Raw genomic sequence first — 16,675 nt, 5'->3', positions numbered from 1 at the left:
CAGGTTGTGTCGTAGACCGGCAAATATCCCAACTGCGGTACGGGAAGCCTCGCCGTTTACGGCGAGGAGGATGTCACCGGATATGCAATAGCATTACACAACCGGCTACTCGACGGGAGTCACTCTGCCGCCGAAGCCCACTCCAACAGTGGTTCGAGACGGGTTCGCACCTCATCTCCATCATCGGTCAGCGAGTACTCCACCCGGGGTGGAATCTCGTTGTACTGGGTCCGAGAGATCAGCCCGGCCTCCTCGAATTCATCGAGCCGTTTGGAGATGGTCGAGGTGCTCGCTGTCGGAAGATGCTCCTCAATCTCCGCGAACCGAAGTGAATCGTGCGCCCCGATGATGCTGACGAGTTGCATCGCGTATTTCCGGCTCAGCGTGTCGATAACACCCGTGAGCGGACAGTAGCACGTTCCGTCAATATCGCACACAGGCGCGTCTGCGGTGGTATCTGCCATAGCTTTGTAGCCTCGAACTCACTCCATAGCTTTGGACTCCGAAGTATAAGAACTTCCCGCCACAAAGTATAGCCACGAATGACCAGCACGTCTGACTATGATCTCGTGATTCTCGGCGGCGGGGCCGCTGCCTTCGCTGCGATCACCGAAGCGAGCCGCCGAGATCTCTCGACGGCGATAGTGAACACGGGCCTGCCGATCGGCGGGACCTGCGTGAACGTCGGCTGTGTCCCGAGCAAGCATCTGCTCGCGGTCGCCGAGAACGGTGCTTCGGCGTCGGAGAACCCCTTTGGCGCCGTTAAATATCCTGAGGAGCCGACCGTCGACTGGGTCGACGCTCTCGACGGCACCGACGACCTCGTCGAGGGATTCCGCCAGGAGAACTACGTCGATGTCGCCGAGCACTTCGAGACCGACATCTACGAGGGCTACGGCCAGCTAACCGACGACACGACCATCGAGGTCGTCGACGGCGCCGACGAGCGCGCACGCATCACTGGGGAGAAGGCGCTCGTCGCGACCGGAAGTTCACCGTGGGCGCCGCCCATTGACGGTCTCGACGACGTCGACTACTACACGAGCGAGACCATCCTCGAAGAGCGCGACCTCCCGGAGAGCATCGTGATGATCGGGGGTGGCTACATCGCGCTCGAGTGGGGCCAGGTCCTCCACCGCGTCGGCGTCGACATGACCATCCTCCAGCGCTCCGAGCGTGTCCTCTCCGGGATGGAAGGCCAGATCGGGCGTGAGATGCAGCGCGCGTTCGAGGAGGAAGGCATCGAGGTAATTACTGGCAACGACTTCCAGCGCGTCCGGATGCTAGCAGCCGACGGTGGGGCCGAAGCAGTCCAGTCGGGCGTCGCCGTCGAGACAGTCGTCGACGGCACCGAGCGGACAGTCGCCGGGGATGCGCTGTTCGTCGCAACCGGCGTCCAGCCAAACAGCGAGGGCATCGGCCTCGAAACGGTGGGTGTCGAAATGAACGACGACGGGACAGTCCACGTCGACGAGCACTTCCAGACGACCAATCCCGACATCTACGCGGCGGGCGATGTGATCGGGGAGCCCGAACTGGAGACGGTCGCCGCTAAGGAGGGTAACCACGCCATCAAGAACGCTTTCGGCAGCGCGGAGCATAGCTCCGCGGGCCGTTCGAGCGAGCGCAGCCCGCGAGAAGACGACGAGGGCGTCAGCATCAACTACGACGCAGTCCCCGCAGTCGTCTTCACCAGTCCCGAGGTCGCAGCCGTCGGGACGACCGAACTCGAATATATGGACGAGCACGGTGCCTGTTCCTGCCGGACCGTCCAGATGGAGGACGTCCCGCGGGCGAAGGCCGTCAAGAACACGGACGGGCTGGTCCAGGTCGTCAAACACCACGAGACCGACGAGATCGTCGGCGTCCACATGGTCGGCCCCCGTGCCGCCGACATGATCATGGAGGCGACGCTGGCGGTGAAGTTCGGCCTCACCGTCGACGACATCATCGACACCGTCCATCCGTTCCCGACATTCTCCGAGGCGTTCAAACACGCCTGTCAGGCGTTCCGACGGGATACGTCGACGATGAGCTGTTGTGTCGAATAGACCCCTCCACCAACATTATCCGAATTATGACCGAAGTCCAAGACAGTGATCCCTATGTGGTGTATGTCCTCCTGCAATATAGTCCAGGGTGACGAACACTATATCGGACCGGCACCGATCGTGAAGGGGTATCGGTTTTATATGGACGAACGGGAGGGAGAAGATGCCTGCCAGCGACGATTGGACGTCCTGTCACAGTTACACGGTGTCTGGCGGTGTCAGACGCGGTTTTCGCGTACTGTCGTCTGTCCAAAAGATATCCCGATTACAGAACAGAAAATGGAACACTTCTTGGTCGGATTTCTCGGCTTCGGCGGCTGTGCGGCGAGGTTTTTGATAGCTTAGCCCAGCTTCTTTCAACAGCCGCCGGCAACTCGGATAGGAATATTCGACGCCGTAGGTATCTTCGAGAAGCTCCTAGACGAGCGCCGTCGGTGACGTACTCGAGGACGCCGCCGATCCCGAGGACGATGTGGACCGCAGCCGAGAAGCCGGCGAGTCCGAACGCGACGGTCAGAAGGATCGTTCGCTGGTTCATCGTCCGACTCCAACGGCTCCCGCTCACAGTCCGCTCTGGTACGTTCGTCGAAAGTCCCCGGGAACCGTCGGCCTCGAGACGGGGCGACCGCGGTCGACAGCTACAAACCGCCGATCCGCCCAGTTCGTGGTATGCCCGGAAAGGTACCGCCGGCGGAACTGCTCGAGCACGTGTTCGGTCGAACGGGGACCGCCAGCGACGACGAGTCGGTGATCCAGGGGCCCGCCGACGGCGAGGACGCCGCGGCGATCGCCTGGCCCGAGGGCGAGGGTACCCTCGTCGTCAGCTCCGATCCGATCTCGCTTGCGGCCTCACAGGTCGGCCGGCTGGGCGTCCACGTCGCCTGCAACGACGTCGCGGCCTCCGGTGCCGACCCGCGCTGGCTCACGACGGTCATCCTGCTCCCCGACGAGGAATCGCCCCTCGAGGAGATCACGGCCGACGTCGACGGCGCGGCCCGCGAGGTCGGCGCCTCGATCGTCGGCGGCCACTCGGAGTACGTCGACCAGCTCGAGCGCCCGCTGGTCTCGCTGACCGCGATGGGGTCGACGAACGCCTTCGTCCCGACCGGGGGTGCCGATCCCGGCGACCGCGTCGTCATCACGAAGGCCGCGGGGATCGAGGGGACGGCTATCCTCGCGGCCGACTTCGGCGACGAGCTGGGCGTCGCCGCCGACGTCCGCGAGCGCGCGGCCGACTTCCTCGAGGAGATCAGCGTCGTCCCCGACGGGCGCGTGCTGCGGGAGTACGCGACCGCGATGCACGACCCCACGGAGGGCGGTGTCGCGGCCGGCCTGCTCGAACTCGCCCGCGCCTCGGGAGTCCGGCTCGCGGTCGATCGCGACGCGGTGCCGGTCCGTCCGGAAACCGAGACCCTGTGTACGGCGGCGGACGTCGACCCCCTCCGGATCTTCGGCTCCGGCGCCCTGGTCGCGACCGTTCCCGACAACGCGCTCGACGACTGCCTCGCGGAACTCGAGTCGCCCGGGCTCGAAGCCGCGGCGATCGGAACGGTCGAGGAGGCGGGACGGAGCGACGACGACGACAAGTTCGCCCTCGAGCTCGGCTCCGAGACGATCACCGAGCCGATCGAGGACGATCTCTACCCGCTGTGGGAGGCCGCCGACGCCGACGACTGAGCCGCGTTTTCCGACGCGCCGAGCGTTGCAGTCGTGGTCGCGTCGACCGCGACCGCCAGCGGATCGATCACGACGTCGACCCGTCCCTCGAGTTCCCGGGCCGTCGATCCGTTCGCGACCGCGATTACGCGAGCGCCCGTCGCGGCCCGTGCGACGTCCGCGAGCGCCGAACACTCGTCCGCGGCGACCACCACCGCGTCGCAGGTCTCGAGGTCGACTCGCTCGAGCGTCTCGTCGTCGGTCGGCTCGCCGACGACCCCGTCGACCGCGTCCGGTAGTTCTCGCAGCCGCGTCTCGTCGCTCGCCGCGATCGTTACGGCGGTGCGGACGGCGAGCCGTTCGGCGACGGCCGCGGTGAGGTCGTCGACTCCGAGAACGACGACGCGGTCCGTCCCGTCGGAGCGGTGGTTCGTCACGCGACGACCGGTCCTGGCGAGTCGCGTCTCGATCGCAGGGCCGAACAGGCTGCCGACGGCGACGGCGACCGTCGTCGGTCCGAGAACGACGAGCGAGAGGGCGAACAGCCGCGCCGCTTCCGTCGTCGGATGGACGTCGCCGTAGCCGACCGTGCTCGCGGTGACGAGCGTGAAGTAGACGGCGTCGACGACGGTCTCGAGCTCGTCGAACCCGCTGCGGAGCGTGTACGCGCCCGCGACGCCGTAACAGAAGACGCCGACGATAGCGACGAACGACCCGAACTGGGTCGACGAGAGGTCGAGCCGACTCGAGCGCGTAAACCGGGCGCTGGTCAGCGACAGCACGACGAGCCCGCCGATCGAGAGCACGATCAGCGGGACCGAGAGGGGACGAAACTGGGCCAGGCCGTGGACGGCTGCGAGCAGGACGAGCACCGCCGCGGCGGCGTACGCGATGTGGTATCCGCGCCGCATTCCCCACGCGGCGACGAGCAGCGCGAAGCCGACGACCGTACCGCTGAACTCGGCGACCGCCTGGATGTCGGCGAGCGGTCCCGCCGCCTCGAGCGCCGGATCCGTGAGGATCGCGGCGATGCCGGTCGCGATGGAGGCGAGCGCGACCGCGACGACGACTCGGACGGCGAGGCGACCGGTCGGACGGTAGCGACGAGGGGCGAGCATACCGCTCGCACCACCTCGAGCGTGGTAAAGCTAGATCTCAAAATCGGCTCGAGACGGCGCGACCAGCAGCGTGTTCAGGGCGTCGGGAACGACGAGGACGTCGCTTCCCGGTTCGATCGCGTCCCGGACGTCGTCCTCGGCGCACGGTAGACACTCCTCGACGACCCTCGGCGCCCGCGAGTTCGTCACGACGAGGTCGTGCTCGCGGAGAACCCGCGCGACGACGAACGCCCGCTGTGCGCCGGGTTCGTACCCCTCCCGGAGATCGTCGTACAGCGACTCGGCGTCGTCGGCGTCGCGCAGTTGGCGGTAGAACCGTCGTTCGCCGGTCCCCTCGCCCGCGCCCTCCGGCAGCGCCGCGGGAACGACCAGTTTGCCGCCCTCCCGCAGCGGGTTTCGGTCCCCGAGGGCGACGTAGGTCGCCCCGCGGGTCGCCTGATAGAGGTTCGCGTCCTTCGGCGCGCCGACACCGCAGACGACGGCGTCGTACTCGCGCTCGATCGGGACCGAGAGGGCGTCTCGAGCCACTGCCGCCAGCTCCCGGACGATCCGCCTGCCGTCGCCGGCCCGGACGCCGAGGACTCCGGTCGGTCCGCGGGTGAGGTTGAGCGAGAAGTCGATCCCGACGAGATCGCCCGCCTCGTCGAGCAGTTCGCGAAACGGGTTCCCCTCGACTCGTCCGAGACGAACGCCCTCGCGGGCGAGCGTCTCGGGGCCGTGGGTGTAGCGGATCAGCGACTCGCCGCCCGTGCCGACGACGACGGTCTTCGCACCGCCGCTGAAGCCGGCGTACTGGTGGGGTTCGACGACGCCCGTCGAGAGGACCGCGTCGGCGTTCGCGACCGGGAGTCCGATCTCGACGGGGACGCCATCGACCCTGCCGACCTCGACGACCGACTCCGGATCGTGGTTCACCGCCAGGTCGGCGTGGGGACCGAGCATCGCCTCGAGTTCCGGGTCGGTCATCGGCCGGTGGAGGCCGAGACCGACGACGACGGTCACCCGCTCGCGGGCGACGCCGAGGTCGGCGAGGCGCTCGAGCAGGACGTCGAGCAGGACGTCGTCGGGCGCCTCGCGCGTCAGGTCGGTGACGACGATCGCGACGTCGTCGCTCGCGTCGATCCGCTCGGAGAGCGGGGGACCCAGCGGTTCCTCGAGCGCTCGCTGGGCGGCCGCCCGGACGTCGACGATCTCGCCGCCCGGCGGTTCGGCGACCGTCACGTCGCAGTCGGGGAGCGTGACGTCGATCGATCCGTACCCGAGTGGAACGTTCACGAGTCACATTCGATCGGTACCGACAAAAATCGCACCGGTCCGATACCTCGTCGACCGGCCGCGAGCGACGGTCGCGGCTACCCCGACGGCCCGTCGTCCCGGTAGTCGTCGATGAACAGGCGCACGCCCATCACCGGGATAAAGAGCAGGAACGCCATCAGGACCGTTCCCGCCAGCACCGAGACCGCGAAGTCGAACGCGAGCGCGGGCGGCAGGGTCCAGGCCGCGAGCAGGAATCCGCCGACTATCGAGACGACGACGAGGACCAGTATGTCGGTGCCGTGTACCGGAACGCCCTCTTCCATAGCCGACCTTGCGAGCGGCGGCATATAACGGTACAGATTGTCGTCCGACTACCGGGCGCCGCCGAGTGTGTCAGTCTCGAGACGACCGACGGCGGCAGGTGTGAGGATGATGCCGACGACGAGGACGACTCCTTCGAGCCGCGACCGACGCGCCGGAAGTCGGTCGATTCGGTTCGAAACGGCCAGTCCACCGACCGAGCCGCCGAAACCGAGCATCGCCTCGGGCGACGGCCCGACGATCGCCAGCGCCGGGACGGAGAGAGCGACGGCGACCGCGAAAGCGCGCCGGGGCGAACCCCGGGTCAGGCGGTTCATCGCGATCAGGAAGGCGACGCCGAGGACGACCCCGACCAGAACGTCGCCGAGGTAGTGGACGCCGAGGACGACCCGCGACAGCGAGATCGACAGAATCAGCGCCACGGCTCCGGCGACGGTCGCCGGGTCGCCGACGCGGTCGTACGCCGAGACGAGACCGCCGTAGACGACGGTAGCAGCGAAGGCGTGACCGCTCGGGAAGCCGTACTCGTCGGACGCGAGCGGTTTCAAGAACAGCTCTTCGGGTGGACGCGCTACCCCGAGGGCGGCCTTGAGCGCGAGCAACAGCGAAAAACCCGCGAACGCGTAGGCGATCACGAGCGCGCTTCGTCGGCGATTCGAGACCCAGAACAGCGTCGCGAGCACCAGCATGAGTACGCTCTGCCCGCCGAGTTCGGTGATCACGATCGCAAGCTCCGCGTACGCTGTCGGGAACGCCTCGCGGATCACCGCGCTTTCGGTCTCGAATCGCATTCGTGGCTACGTTCGTCGACTCCCGATAGTAAACGTTCCTGTCGTAACTGACTCGAACGGAAGGCGCCGGTCCGGCGTGTGGGTTACCGCCGCGCCCACTCGAGCATCCGCCCGTACACCGGGTCGGACGACAGCGCCCCCGAGTCGCCGACGAGCACGAGCGCGCGCTTCGGCCGGGTGAGCGCGACGTTGATCCGCCGGTAGTCCTCGAAGATCGGCCCCTCAAGCGTTCCCGTCGCCGTGAAGGAGACGATTATGACCTCCTTGCTCGAGCCCTGGAAGCGGTCGACCGTGTCGACGGCGACGCCCTCGGGGACGTGGCTCGAGATCTCCGAGACCTGGGCGCGGAAGGGGGCGATAACGCCGATGTCGGCTCGGTCGACGCCCGCAGCCTCGTAGGTCTCGATCAGGTCGGCGATCCGGGCCGCCTCCGCGCTGTCGGTGTACCGGCCGCCGTCGCCCTCGACGTCGACGAACGCGACGGGATCCCGTAGCTCGGCCGGGAGGTCGTCGCGGGAGACGCCCGCGAGGTCGTCGAGCGTCCGGGCGGCGACCTCGGGTTCGGCGGGCCGTAGCTTCCCGTCGTAGAACTCACGGGAGGCGAAGGCCTGGATGCGCTGGTTCATCCGGTACTGGCGGTCGAGCATCACGCCCGCGTCCGGGTGGAGTTCGACGAGCCGTTCGAACAGCGACTCGGTGAGCTCGTTTTCGGCTCGCACGACGGGCGGCAGCTGCTCGTGGTCGCCCACCAGGACGAACCGCTCGGCGAGGTTGATCGCCGCGAAGGTGCCCGGCTCGGTGAGCTGGGCGGCCTCGTCGACCAGCGCGGCGTCGAACGACTGTTCTTTCATGATCCGGGAGCCACAGGTCGCCGTCGTCGCGGCGACGACCTGCGCGTTCTCGAGGTCGGCGAGTCGCTCCTCAGGGTCGCCTGCCCGCTCGAGGCGGTACGGCTCCATGTCCTGGCGGACGCCGCTCTCGGAGCCGACGCGGACGATCCGATCCTCCTCGATCACGCCTTCGAGCTGCTCGAGCAAGGCCTCGAGGGCGTTGTCGACTGCCCGGTTCGTAAACGCCGACAGCAGCACGCGCTCGCCGCGCTCGACCATCGCGCGGATGGTCCGGGCGATGGTGTAGGTCTTGCCCGTTCCGGGCGGTCCGTGGATCAGTGCGCAGTCCCGGGCGCCGACGGCCTTGCGGACGGCCTCGTTCTGGGCTGTGTTGTTGTCGATGAACGTCTCCTCGGGCTCGGTAAATTCGGGCTCGGCACGGTCGAACAACACGTCCTTCCGTCGCTCGCTGCCTTTCAGAAGCGTGTCGTGGAGCGCGACGAGCAGTCGGTCGGTCGTCAGCTCCGAGGGGTAGACGTCCAGCCGAGTGACCTCGACGGGTTCGTCGGCCGTCAGGACGACCCCGTCCTCGTTCAGTCGCTCGATCCGCGCGAGTTCCGACTGGCCCCGAACCGGGTGGCCGTCGCTCGCGAGCACCAGATCGCCCTCCCGGAGCTTCGAGCTCGCCCCGCCCGTTCGACGGGCCCGCAGTTCCCAGCGGCCCTCCTCGAGCGGGCGCTTCTCCGCGAACTCGAGGTCGATCAGCGCACGGTCGTCGTCGGCCCGCTCCTGGGCGTCTTGCTCCCACAGTTTGGCGTACTCGCGGTGGACCTCCCGTCGTTCCTCCTCGATCGCGCGGGAGAAGCGCTCGAAGAACTCGCGCTCCTCAGCCGGCAACGGCTGGCCGATCTGGCCCGCTTTCGACTCCTGGTCGAGCCGACCCGAGACGACCATGCAGGTGTCCTGCTCGAAGCAGTACTCGCACTTGGCGTTGCCCTCGTAGCCCGTCGGTACGTCGCCCGCGACCTCGGCTGCGGCGATCTCGTTTCGCAGCCGGACGACGTACTTCAGGAGCCCCTCGCCCATCGAGAACTCCTTGGCGGGCGTGAGGTCGCCGGTCTCCTCGTTGCGGTCCAGCGCCGAGTTCTTCGTATACAGCAGCGTCCCGATGTCGACGTCGCCGCCGTGTTCCTCGAGCAGCAGGGCGTAGCAGGCGGCCTGGACCTTGTCTTTGAACCGGGGCTCCTTTTTTAAGTTCTTCCCCGTCTTGAGCTCGACGGGTGCACCCCGTCGGATCGCGTCCGCGCGCCCGCGGATGCCGAACGTCTCGCTGATCAGCAGCTGTTCGGAGCGCCAGGAGTCTTCCTCCGTCAGACGGCCCTGCTCGAGCCAGCCCTCGATCGCCGATGCGTTCTGTCTGACGTCCTCGGCGACCGACGCCGGGTCCTCGCCGAGCAGGCCCAGCTGAAGGCCCCGCTCCTCGACGCGGGCGTCGATCGACTCCTCGAGCTTCCGACCGCGAAGGAGGTCGCCGAACACCTCGTGGACCAGCGTCCCCTTCACGACGGGGTAGTTCAGCGGCACGCCCGACAATTTGTTCAGGTAGTACAGCCGAGGACACTCGGTCCAGTTCCGGATCGACGTCACGTTCACCAGAAAGCTCGGCTCGACGACGACGTACGAGTCGCCCGTTGTTTTATACCGCGTTTCCCCCTGGTACTCGTCGGTTTCCGCGTCGGTAACGAGCAGTTCCATCCCGGGCTCGAGCAGCTCGGCCGACTCGGTCCACTTGTTCCACAGCGTTACCGTCGTCGGCTCGTACGCCTCGATCGGGCGGTCGTCCCCGCCAGTCGGGCCGTCGTCGGTCACCAGCCGGACCTCGGCGAGATCGCTCTCGCCGTAGCTGGTCGATACCGAGCGAACCTCGACCTCGTCCGCGACGGTTCCGCGTACGTCCACGCCTTGTCGTCACGCGTGAGGCGTCAAAAACGCTATCGGTCGCGGTCCCCGAGCCGATCGTCGGTTCCCTTTCGGCCGTAACATCGGATTACCTCGGGAACGGCCCGTTCGCGCAGCGTAACGGTCGCGGTTCTTTTGCATCCTCGTGGCGAACCGCCGACCGCCATGAACCACTCCAACAGTGACGACCCTCGCGGCGACGCCCCCGAAAACCACACGCCGACCGAGACCGATTCGGGAACCGGCGCGGGCGACCGGGACGACCGCGGGCGCGACCCGCGGGACGACTCCACCCAGATCGCCGACGAGGAACGACGGCGCCACACGCCGTTTATCAGCGCGATCGTTGCCGCCATCGGCGCCTGGGTCGCGCTCTCGGTGCTCATCTACGACGTCGGCGCGGCCGGCCTCTGGAACAACGTTCTCGTCGGCGGCGCCGTCTTCGTCGCGGGTGCGTACAACTACTACCGGCTGGTCAACGATCTCCCGCTTTCCGTCGGCGTCGGCTCGCTGGTCGCGATTCTGGGAATCTGGCTGATCGTCGCGCCGGCCCTGTTCGGGATGACCAGCGGCTTCTGGAGCACGCTCGCCTCCGGACTGCTCATCGCCGGACTGGCGGGCTACAACGCCTACGAGGCCCGCGAGGCGCGCACGGTCGCGACCGAACCCGACGCCGGGGCGCCCTAAGTTCACCAACGGCGTCCTCGAACTCGACGCGGAAACGTCGAAGTCGCATACACGACCGATCGAGTCCGTCGGGAGTCTCACTGGTCGTTCGGTCCGACACGTTTCGAATCGGTGTTAGTAAATCAGCTCGCCGTCGATGAACTTCCGGGTCCGTTCGTCGGCTGGATCGTCGAAGACGTTCTCGGTACGTCCGATCTCGATGATATCGTTCCCGAGAAGCACCGCGACCCGATCCGCGATGCGCTCGGCTTGATGCATGTCGTGTGTCGCGACGACGACGCCGATATCTCGGTCGCGGGCCTCGAGAACGGCGTCCTCGATGAGCGCGGTGTTTCGCGGATCGAGGTCGGACGTCGGTTCGTCGAGCAGGAGGATCTCCGGGTCGTACGCGAGTGCGCGAGCGAACGCGACGCGCTGGGCTTCGCCGCCTGAGAGCGACGAGGCGTCCTGATCGACCTTCTCGCGCAACCCGACCGTTTCGAGCGCTTCGATCTCGGCGCCGGTGCCGTTCCTCCGTCCGACCAGACTGGCGAACTCGTGACGGAGCCGATCCGTCCAGGGTTGACGGACGCGCAGTCCATACTCGGCGTTTCGACGGACGCTCGCGTCGAACAGGCTCGCCTCCTGAAAGACCATGCCGATCCGGCGTCGGAACTCGAGTCGCTGCTGTTCCGAAACCCCCCACACGTCGGTCTCGCCGTACTCGATCGTTCCCCGATCGGGGGAGTCGAACAGCGCGAGCAGCCGAAGGAGCGTGGACTTCCCGACGCCGGACGGGCCGATGAGCGCGACGACTTCGCCCGGCGTTACCGACAGCGAGACATCTTCGAAAACGGTCTCGGTACCGTAGCCGTGGTGGACGTTTCGTGCGTCGAGCATTATCGATGGCCTCCGTTACCGCTACCCAGTCGAACCACGATCGCGTTGACGAGGAGCACGAGCACGACGAGGATCGCTCCGAGGATCATCGCGGTCTCGAACCGGCCCTGTCGGGCCTCGAGCTGGATCGCGGTCGTGAGCGTTCGCGTGTACGATTCGCCGTCCGCGCCGGCGATGTTCCCGCCGACGATGAGGACGGAGCCAACCTCGCTGATCGCCCGACCGAAGCCGGCGAGCAGCGCCGTCGCGATCCCGTAGCGGGCCTCCTTGATCGTGACGAGGGCGACGTCGAATCGCGTCCCGCCCATCGCGTACGCCGCGTCGCGGACGTTCTGTTCGACACTGCTGACCGCCGCGAGGCTCACGCCCGTAATCACCGGCGTCGCGAGGACGAACTGCGACATGATCATCGCCTCGGGGGTGAACACGAGGTCGAACGATCCGAGCGGTCCCTGATTCGAGACCGCAAACAGCACGACAAGTCCGACGACGACGCTTGGAAACCCCATCCCGGTGTTGATGATCGAGGTGAGCAGCGCCTTTCCGCGGAACTCCTTGAAGCCCACGAGGAGTGCGACCGGGAGGCTAAATAGCGTACTCAGCGTGACTGCCACGAGACTTACGTACAGCGAGACGCGGATGATGCTTCGAATGTAGTTCCACTCGAAGGGAAACTCGGCAAACAGCGGAGAGAGTGTCGCTAACTCGAGTGGCATCGGTTTGGATCAGTCGTCGGTCTCCGAGGGATCCCAGTCTTCGGGGACGTACTGCTGGAAGTTCGGGTCCTCCGAGATCGCTTCCGGGAAGAACAGCTGCTCGTCCTCGACGGTGTAGTTCTCGATGATTTCCTGTCCTTCGGGGCTCGTCAGGTAGCCGATGTAGGCCATCGCCAGATCGTACTCGACGTTGTCGTGTACTCCGGGGTTGACCGCGACGATCCCGTACGGGTTCGCCAGCAGCTCGGGGCCGCCTTCGATCGGTCCCTCGACGTGGATCTCGAGGTCGATCTCCGACTGCATCGAGAGGAAGGTCCCGCGATCGGCGAGCGTGTAGTCGCCGGTCTGGTCGACCTGCGTGATCACTTCGCCCATTCCCTGACCGGCCTCCTGGTACCACTCCCCGAACTCGTCGACGCCGGCGGCCTCCCAGATCTCGAGTTCCTTCGTGTGGGTTCCGGACTCGTCACCCCGTGAGACGAAGGCCGCCTCTTCTTCGGCGATCGTGGCGAACGCCGCCTCGACGTCGTCTCCACCGCCGATCCCGGCCGGATCGTCGGCGGTTCCGATGACGACGAAGTCGTTGAACATCAGATCGCGGCGGTTCACCCCGTACCCCTCCTCCATGAACTCGTCCTCGAGCGAGCGGGCGTGAACCATGACGACGTCCGAGTCGCCGCCACGACCGGTCTCGAGGGCGGCGCCCGTCCCCTGCGAAACGGTGTCGACGGTGACGCCGTACCGATCCTCGAACGGAGCGTTGAGTTCGTCGAGGAGGCCCGTATCGTACGTGCTCGTCGTCGTGGTAAGCGTGATCGTCTCGCCGCTGATCTCTGGCCCGTCGTCGTCATCGCCATCGTCGCTACTGATGCAGCCGGCGAGGCCGATCGTCGCACTCCCGCCAACCCCGGCGAGTATCTCGCGCCGATGTATCGACATGGATACTTCGTCGAACGCCCAGTATAAATGGATTTCGAAGGTTGGTTTACGCGACACCTCTCTACCCGAGAAACACGCCCGTTCGTAACCGTTTGTGGTTATCGATGCGGGTGACAAGCGAGGTGCACACCTCGAGGGCGGGTCCTACCACCAGGGAAACAGCGCGCGCCGAATTCGGCGAAGCAGCGACGGCCCCTCGTGTCGGACCTCGAGGACGGTCCCGTCCGCCTCGAAGACGACCTCGTCGGCGGGGAGTTGTTCCCCGTCCGGCAGGGTGATCCGGCGGTCGGCTTCCGGAACCGTCCCGCCGCTGCTGGCGCCGAACAGGGTCCCGGATCGAAGGGATGGCTCGGGGACGGGTTCGTCGTACTCGATGACGTACACCGTCGTCCCGTCGTCGGTCGTCCGCTCCCAGTCGACGATCTCTCGAGTCGGACCCGTCCCGATCATGTAGCGGGGAGGTCCCGTCGCTCGAGGGGAATAGGTACCGGTCGGCCTCAGCGCTCGAGGTCGGCCTCGAGCCGCCGTCGGCGGTAGCGGGCGGCGTGGTGGTCGGTCGCGACGACCGCGAACGCGACCATGACGACGGCGAAGGAGAGCGTGACGGCGGGCGGGAGACCGTTGAGGTAGCCGTTCGCGAGCTGGCCGACCGCGAGAGCCAGCGGTCCGACCGAGAGCAGGGCGCTCGTCGCCGGTTCGGTGCGGAACAGCTCGCGGATCGGTGGGCGTCGACTGGAGGCCATAACTGGGCTGCGGTTGCGTTTCCTGTCGGGAGCGCGAGGGTATGCTTTTCGGTTCGTCGCGTTCGACGCAACCGATACGTTCATTCTGTCCGCGCGACAAGCCTGCTGTATGCGGATTCGCGAGTGGCAGGACGTGCTCGAGGACGTCACCGAGCGGGGCGTCGACCCCGAGGACTGGCGGGCCGTCGCCGGCGACCGTGCGGGCGGCGTCGGCGAGGACATGTACCTCGCACACCCCCGGGCGGGCGTCTTCTTCCTCAAGACGTACGCGAAAAACCCCTTCGAGGTCCGGGGCGTCGGGACGAAGGTGGCCCGAAGCCTCGACGACGAGATCGGCTCGTTCATGCCGGAGCGTGAGTCGGGCGGACGCTTCGCGGTCCAGTCCCCGCCCGAAGACGAGGACCACGCCGAGACCGTCTCGAAACGGCTCGAGACGGTGCTCGAGACTCACTCCGACGCGCCGACCCGGCCCCAGGACCTGTTCGACGACGTGATGGAGGCCCTCGAGAGCCCCGCGTTCGGCCCGATGGCGTACGACCAGTACGACCGGCCCGACGAACTCGAGGATCTCGCGGACCGGTTCGAGGAGGCCGACGACCTGCTGAACGCCGAACTCGACGACCTCATCGAGACCGACGAGGTCGATCGGGGCTTCATGTAAGGTTGCGGCGCCTGCGACTGCGTCCGGTGAGCCTTTGACGACCGACTCCGACAGCGTACGGTATGAGCGACAAAGCCGCGGCCGTCGTCCGCGAGTACTACGAGGCCCTCCGACGGGGTACGCCCCTGCCGCCGTACTTCCTCGAGGACACCTCGACGACGAAGTTCGGGATCAGCGAGGCAGCCTTCGGGTACGACGCTGTCGCCGACGCCCTCGAGAACCAGACCGAGACGACCACCGACTGGACCGTCGAGAGCCACGGACTCTCGATCAACGAGGACGGAGCGTACGCCACGTTCGCCGACGAGGTGACGATGGCCTGGACCGACACCGAAGCCGGGACGGATCGTCGGTTCGATACTCGCTGGAGCGGAACGCTGGTTCGTCCCGAGGTCGTCGAGTCGGGATCGAAGGCCGCCGACGCGGGCGACGATTCTCCCCCGTGGCTGTTCCGGACGATGCACGTCAGCACGGCCGACGAGTTATGAGTCGGAGGCGGGGTCCCGACCGTCGATCACCCTCGACGGGTGCACTGACGAGTCCGTCGACTCGAGTGGGGATCGCGTTCGTCCTGCTCGTCGGACTCTCGTGTGGACTGATCGCGGTTCACGGCGAGGCGTCGCTTATGGGGATCGGAACGGCGATCGGCGTGGGGCTGGTCGCCGGGAGCGGGCTGCTCTGGTATCTCCACTGGATTCTGGCGTAGGAACTCGGCGGCGTCGTCAGCGCCCCATCCGCTGGATCCACAGCCCCGGCGAGTCGAGTTCGTCCTGAGTCGGGAGGTTCTCGGGCCGGTCCCAGACCCGGCTCGCGGTCTCGACGTCCCGCACCGCGACGACGTGCTCGAAGAAGTTCTTTCCGCGCTGGTACTGGCGTTCCTTCAGGCCGAGCCCGAGCAGGCGCCGGAACAGCCGCTGCAGGGGACTCCGACCCTGCCGTCGCTCGTCGAGTTTGCGCCGGAGGTCCTCGTACTCGTCGTCGAAGGCGTGGTCCATCAACAGCTCGGCGTACCCCTCGACGACGGTCATCGCCGCGTCGAGGTCCTTGAACGCCGCCTTGTTGAACGACCCCGTCGAGAGGTCGGCGATCCCGTCCCGCATCCGCTCCTCGAGGTGCTCCGAGAGCCACGGCGCCGCGCCGAACTCGGCGGCGTGGGTCACCTCGTGGAAGGCGATCCAGCGGCGGAACCGATCGACGTCGACCTCGAGGGCGTCGGCGGCCTTGTGGATGTTCGGCCGGACGAAGTACAGCGCGTGGTCCTCCGAGGGGGTGTCCGCGAGCAACAGCGGGTCGTACTGGCCGAGCACGTTCCGCCCCAGAAACGCCAGCAACACGGTCATCGTTCCGGTGTTGATCGTCCGGGCAGCGCCCGGGAAGGCGCTCGCAGGGGTCTCGAGGGCGCCCATGACCCGCTCGAACGTCTCGACGTTGGCGTCGATCCAGTGGTGGCGGTTCTGGATCTCGACGGTGTCGGGGACGTCGAACTCCGCGCCCGAGACCGCGCGGACGGCCGCTCGAGCCTCGCGGACGTCGCGGGCGTAGGCCTCCCGCTCGCCGGGCTCGAGGTCGAGCGATCCGGGGTCGGTCGCCGCCTTGGCACCCTCGGCGGCCGACTGCCAGTCGATCACGCTGTCGCCGGAGGCGCCGGCGACCGCGCGGGCACTACGATAGAGATTCACGGGGTGAGCTACGGGCAGCGAACGCAAAAGGGTTCGGCTCGCCCACTCGCGGTTCGAGAGCACGGTTTCGGTATTCGGGCTCCCGTCCGAAACTCGCGTCACGTATAGGTGAACTACATCACCAGAGATCGACATCCCCTCGTTGCGGTGGCGTGCGCTGTCGACCGTCCGAACGCCAGTGAGGGCGGTCGACGATACTGCGCGAGGTCTTCGTGAACAGCGTGAACGAAGGCTTGTCAGAGCGTGCTCTGACAGTGGATGAGCGAGCGACAGCGCAGCGAGTGAGCGAATCGGTTGGGGAGGGCGTGGCAATCCCCTGTGTTCGTGCGAGCAGAGTCTGCTTCTGTCGGTATTACCGCGAAAGCCCCTGCCGTTCTCGGGCGTTCTG

The 16,675-nt window shown here is 66.9% G+C and carries 18 protein-coding genes and 2 pseudogenes; 7 read left to right on the top strand and 13 right to left on the bottom strand.

Annotated elements, in window-relative coordinates:
- Positions 1-119: 119 nt before the first annotated feature.
- Positions 120-464 carry a winged helix-turn-helix transcriptional regulator gene (locus tag ACNA7R_RS14875; protein WP_220620371.1) on the bottom strand — a complete coding sequence of 115 codons (345 nt, stop codon included), beginning with the start codon at positions 462-464 and terminating at the stop codon, positions 120-122.
- A 78-nt stretch (positions 465-542) separates the two neighbouring features.
- Between ACNA7R_RS14875 and merA the strand changes: the two genes are divergently transcribed.
- Together merA and ACNA7R_RS14865 are read left to right on the top strand one after the other, a co-directional pair.
- The gene (gene merA / locus ACNA7R_RS14870) at positions 543-2,051 is read left to right on the top strand and encodes a mercury(II) reductase (RefSeq protein WP_416284335.1); all 1,509 of its coding nucleotides are present in this window, start codon (positions 543-545) and stop codon (positions 2,049-2,051) included.
- 60 nt (positions 2,052-2,111) lie between these two features.
- A pseudogene (locus ACNA7R_RS14865) lies at positions 2,112-2,396 on the top strand (hypothetical protein); the annotation flags it as partial.
- Here the strand turns inward: ACNA7R_RS14865 and ACNA7R_RS14860 are convergent.
- Positions 2,334-2,468 (bottom strand): annotated as a pseudogene (locus ACNA7R_RS14860) (helix-turn-helix domain-containing protein); the annotation flags it as partial. The pseudogenes ACNA7R_RS14865 and ACNA7R_RS14860 sit on opposite strands and share 63 nt — an antisense overlap.
- 252 nt (positions 2,469-2,720) lie before the next feature.
- Between ACNA7R_RS14860 and ACNA7R_RS14855 the strand changes: the two are divergent.
- Positions 2,721-3,728 (top strand): AIR synthase family protein, encoded by a 1,008-nt coding sequence (locus ACNA7R_RS14855; RefSeq protein WP_416284334.1) that lies wholly within the window; start codon positions 2,721-2,723, stop codon positions 3,726-3,728.
- On the opposite strand, the gene ACNA7R_RS14850 is transcribed toward ACNA7R_RS14855, so the two are convergent.
- From ACNA7R_RS14850 to ACNA7R_RS14830, 5 genes are all read right to left on the bottom strand, one after another.
- Positions 3,692-4,825, bottom strand: coding sequence for an ion channel (locus tag ACNA7R_RS14850; RefSeq protein WP_416284333.1), 1,134 nt, complete (start codon positions 4,823-4,825; stop codon positions 3,692-3,694). The genes ACNA7R_RS14855 and ACNA7R_RS14850 overlap by 37 nt on opposite strands.
- Before the next feature lie 30 nt (positions 4,826-4,855).
- Positions 4,856-6,100, bottom strand: a complete 1,245-nt coding sequence (locus ACNA7R_RS14845; RefSeq protein WP_416284332.1) for a lactate racemase domain-containing protein — start codon at positions 6,098-6,100, stop codon at positions 4,856-4,858.
- 77 nt (positions 6,101-6,177) lie between these two features.
- Positions 6,178-6,405: a hypothetical protein gene (locus tag ACNA7R_RS14840; protein WP_416284331.1), complete on the bottom strand. Its 228-nt coding sequence runs from the start codon at positions 6,403-6,405 to the stop codon at positions 6,178-6,180.
- A gap of 48 nt (positions 6,406-6,453) precedes the next feature.
- Complete coding sequence (locus ACNA7R_RS14835; protein ID WP_416284330.1) at positions 6,454-7,194, bottom strand: phosphatase PAP2 family protein; 741 nt, start codon at positions 7,192-7,194, stop codon at positions 6,454-6,456.
- An 83-nt stretch (positions 7,195-7,277) separates the two neighbouring features.
- On the bottom strand, positions 7,278-9,983 hold the full coding sequence (locus tag ACNA7R_RS14830) for an AAA domain-containing protein (protein WP_416284329.1): 2,706 nt from the start codon (positions 9,981-9,983) through the stop codon (positions 7,278-7,280).
- A gap of 165 nt (positions 9,984-10,148) precedes the next feature.
- Here ACNA7R_RS14830 and ACNA7R_RS14825 point away from each other — a divergent pair, with 165 nt between their 5' ends.
- Entirely contained in the window at positions 10,149-10,670 is a 522-nt protein-coding gene (locus ACNA7R_RS14825) for a hypothetical protein (RefSeq protein ID WP_416284328.1), read from the top strand.
- Between the two features lie 114 nt (positions 10,671-10,784).
- Here the strand turns inward: ACNA7R_RS14825 and ACNA7R_RS14820 are convergent, their stop codons facing one another.
- From ACNA7R_RS14820 to ACNA7R_RS14800, 5 genes are all read right to left on the bottom strand, one after another.
- Complete coding sequence (locus ACNA7R_RS14820; protein ID WP_416284327.1) at positions 10,785-11,549, bottom strand: amino acid ABC transporter ATP-binding protein; 765 nt, start codon at positions 11,547-11,549, stop codon at positions 10,785-10,787.
- A complete protein-coding gene (locus ACNA7R_RS14815) occupies positions 11,549-12,265 on the bottom strand; it encodes an ABC transporter permease (protein WP_416284326.1) in 717 nt (238 codons plus the stop codon). The genes ACNA7R_RS14820 and ACNA7R_RS14815 overlap by 1 nt, the downstream gene beginning before the upstream one ends.
- A 9-nt stretch (positions 12,266-12,274) precedes the next feature.
- Complete coding sequence (locus ACNA7R_RS14810; RefSeq protein WP_416284325.1) at positions 12,275-13,204, bottom strand: substrate-binding domain-containing protein; 930 nt, start codon at positions 13,202-13,204, stop codon at positions 12,275-12,277.
- Between the two features lie 144 nt (positions 13,205-13,348).
- Positions 13,349-13,654 (bottom strand): hypothetical protein, encoded by a 306-nt coding sequence (locus ACNA7R_RS14805; RefSeq protein ID WP_416284324.1) that lies wholly within the window; start codon positions 13,652-13,654, stop codon positions 13,349-13,351.
- A 47-nt stretch (positions 13,655-13,701) separates the two neighbouring features.
- Positions 13,702-13,947 (bottom strand): hypothetical protein, encoded by a 246-nt coding sequence (locus ACNA7R_RS14800; protein ID WP_416284323.1) that lies wholly within the window; start codon positions 13,945-13,947, stop codon positions 13,702-13,704.
- A gap of 109 nt (positions 13,948-14,056) precedes the next feature.
- Between ACNA7R_RS14800 and ACNA7R_RS14795 the strand changes: the two genes are divergently transcribed.
- The 3 genes from ACNA7R_RS14795 (at position 14,057) to ACNA7R_RS14785 (ending at position 15,314) form a co-directional block, all read left to right on the top strand.
- Entirely contained in the window at positions 14,057-14,608 is a 552-nt protein-coding gene (locus ACNA7R_RS14795) for a hypothetical protein (protein ID WP_416284322.1), read from the top strand.
- Positions 14,609-14,670: 62 nt separating this feature from the next.
- Positions 14,671-15,096: a nuclear transport factor 2 family protein gene (locus tag ACNA7R_RS14790; RefSeq protein ID WP_416284321.1), complete on the top strand. Its 426-nt coding sequence runs from the start codon at positions 14,671-14,673 to the stop codon at positions 15,094-15,096.
- Positions 15,093-15,314 carry a hypothetical protein gene (locus ACNA7R_RS14785; protein WP_416284320.1) on the top strand — a complete coding sequence of 74 codons (222 nt, stop codon included), beginning with the start codon at positions 15,093-15,095 and terminating at the stop codon, positions 15,312-15,314. Before ACNA7R_RS14790 ends, ACNA7R_RS14785 begins: the two co-directional genes overlap by 4 nt.
- Positions 15,315-15,330: 16 nt before the next feature.
- Here ACNA7R_RS14785 and ACNA7R_RS14780 read toward each other — a convergent pair whose 3' ends face one another.
- Positions 15,331-16,287: a zinc-dependent metalloprotease gene (locus ACNA7R_RS14780; protein WP_416284319.1), complete on the bottom strand. Its 957-nt coding sequence runs from the start codon at positions 16,285-16,287 to the stop codon at positions 15,331-15,333.
- Positions 16,288-16,675 lie beyond the last annotated feature (388 nt).

It is taken from the genome of Natronococcus sp., from assembly GCF_047921035.1.
In the GTDB taxonomy this organism is placed as follows: Archaea; Halobacteriota; Halobacteria; order Halobacteriales; family Natrialbaceae; genus Natronococcus.
This window is presented reverse-complemented; position numbering and strand designations above follow the sequence as displayed.

Excerpts from the sequence above, each read along its gene's own strand:
- ACNA7R_RS14875 (WP_220620371.1), bottom strand. The coding sequence starts at position 464 with ATGGCAGATACCACCGCAGACGCGCCTGTGTGCGATATTGACGGAACG.
- merA (WP_416284335.1), top strand. The coding sequence starts at position 543 with ATGACCAGCACGTCTGACTATGATCTCGTGATTCTCGGCGGCGGGGCC.
- ACNA7R_RS14855 (WP_416284334.1), top strand. The coding sequence starts at position 2,721 with ATGCCCGGAAAGGTACCGCCGGCGGAACTGCTCGAGCACGTGTTCGGT.
- ACNA7R_RS14850 (WP_416284333.1), bottom strand. The coding sequence starts at position 4,825 with ATGCTCGCCCCTCGTCGCTACCGTCCGACCGGTCGCCTCGCCGTCCGA.
- ACNA7R_RS14840 (WP_416284331.1), bottom strand. The coding sequence starts at position 6,405 with ATGGAAGAGGGCGTTCCGGTACACGGCACCGACATACTGGTCCTCGTC.
- ACNA7R_RS14835 (WP_416284330.1), bottom strand. The coding sequence starts at position 7,194 with ATGCGATTCGAGACCGAAAGCGCGGTGATCCGCGAGGCGTTCCCGACA.
- ACNA7R_RS14825 (WP_416284328.1), top strand. The coding sequence starts at position 10,149 with ATGAACCACTCCAACAGTGACGACCCTCGCGGCGACGCCCCCGAAAAC.
- ACNA7R_RS14820 (WP_416284327.1), bottom strand. The coding sequence starts at position 11,549 with ATGCTCGACGCACGAAACGTCCACCACGGCTACGGTACCGAGACCGTT.
- ACNA7R_RS14815 (WP_416284326.1), bottom strand. The coding sequence starts at position 12,265 with ATGCCACTCGAGTTAGCGACACTCTCTCCGCTGTTTGCCGAGTTTCCC.
- ACNA7R_RS14810 (WP_416284325.1), bottom strand. The coding sequence starts at position 13,204 with ATGTCGATACATCGGCGCGAGATACTCGCCGGGGTTGGCGGGAGTGCG.
- ACNA7R_RS14805 (WP_416284324.1), bottom strand. The coding sequence starts at position 13,654 with ATGATCGGGACGGGTCCGACTCGAGAGATCGTCGACTGGGAGCGGACG.
- ACNA7R_RS14800 (WP_416284323.1), bottom strand. The coding sequence starts at position 13,947 with ATGGCCTCCAGTCGACGCCCACCGATCCGCGAGCTGTTCCGCACCGAA.
- ACNA7R_RS14795 (WP_416284322.1), top strand. The coding sequence starts at position 14,057 with ATGCGGATTCGCGAGTGGCAGGACGTGCTCGAGGACGTCACCGAGCGG.
- ACNA7R_RS14790 (WP_416284321.1), top strand. The coding sequence starts at position 14,671 with ATGAGCGACAAAGCCGCGGCCGTCGTCCGCGAGTACTACGAGGCCCTC.
- ACNA7R_RS14785 (WP_416284320.1), top strand. The coding sequence starts at position 15,093 with ATGAGTCGGAGGCGGGGTCCCGACCGTCGATCACCCTCGACGGGTGCA.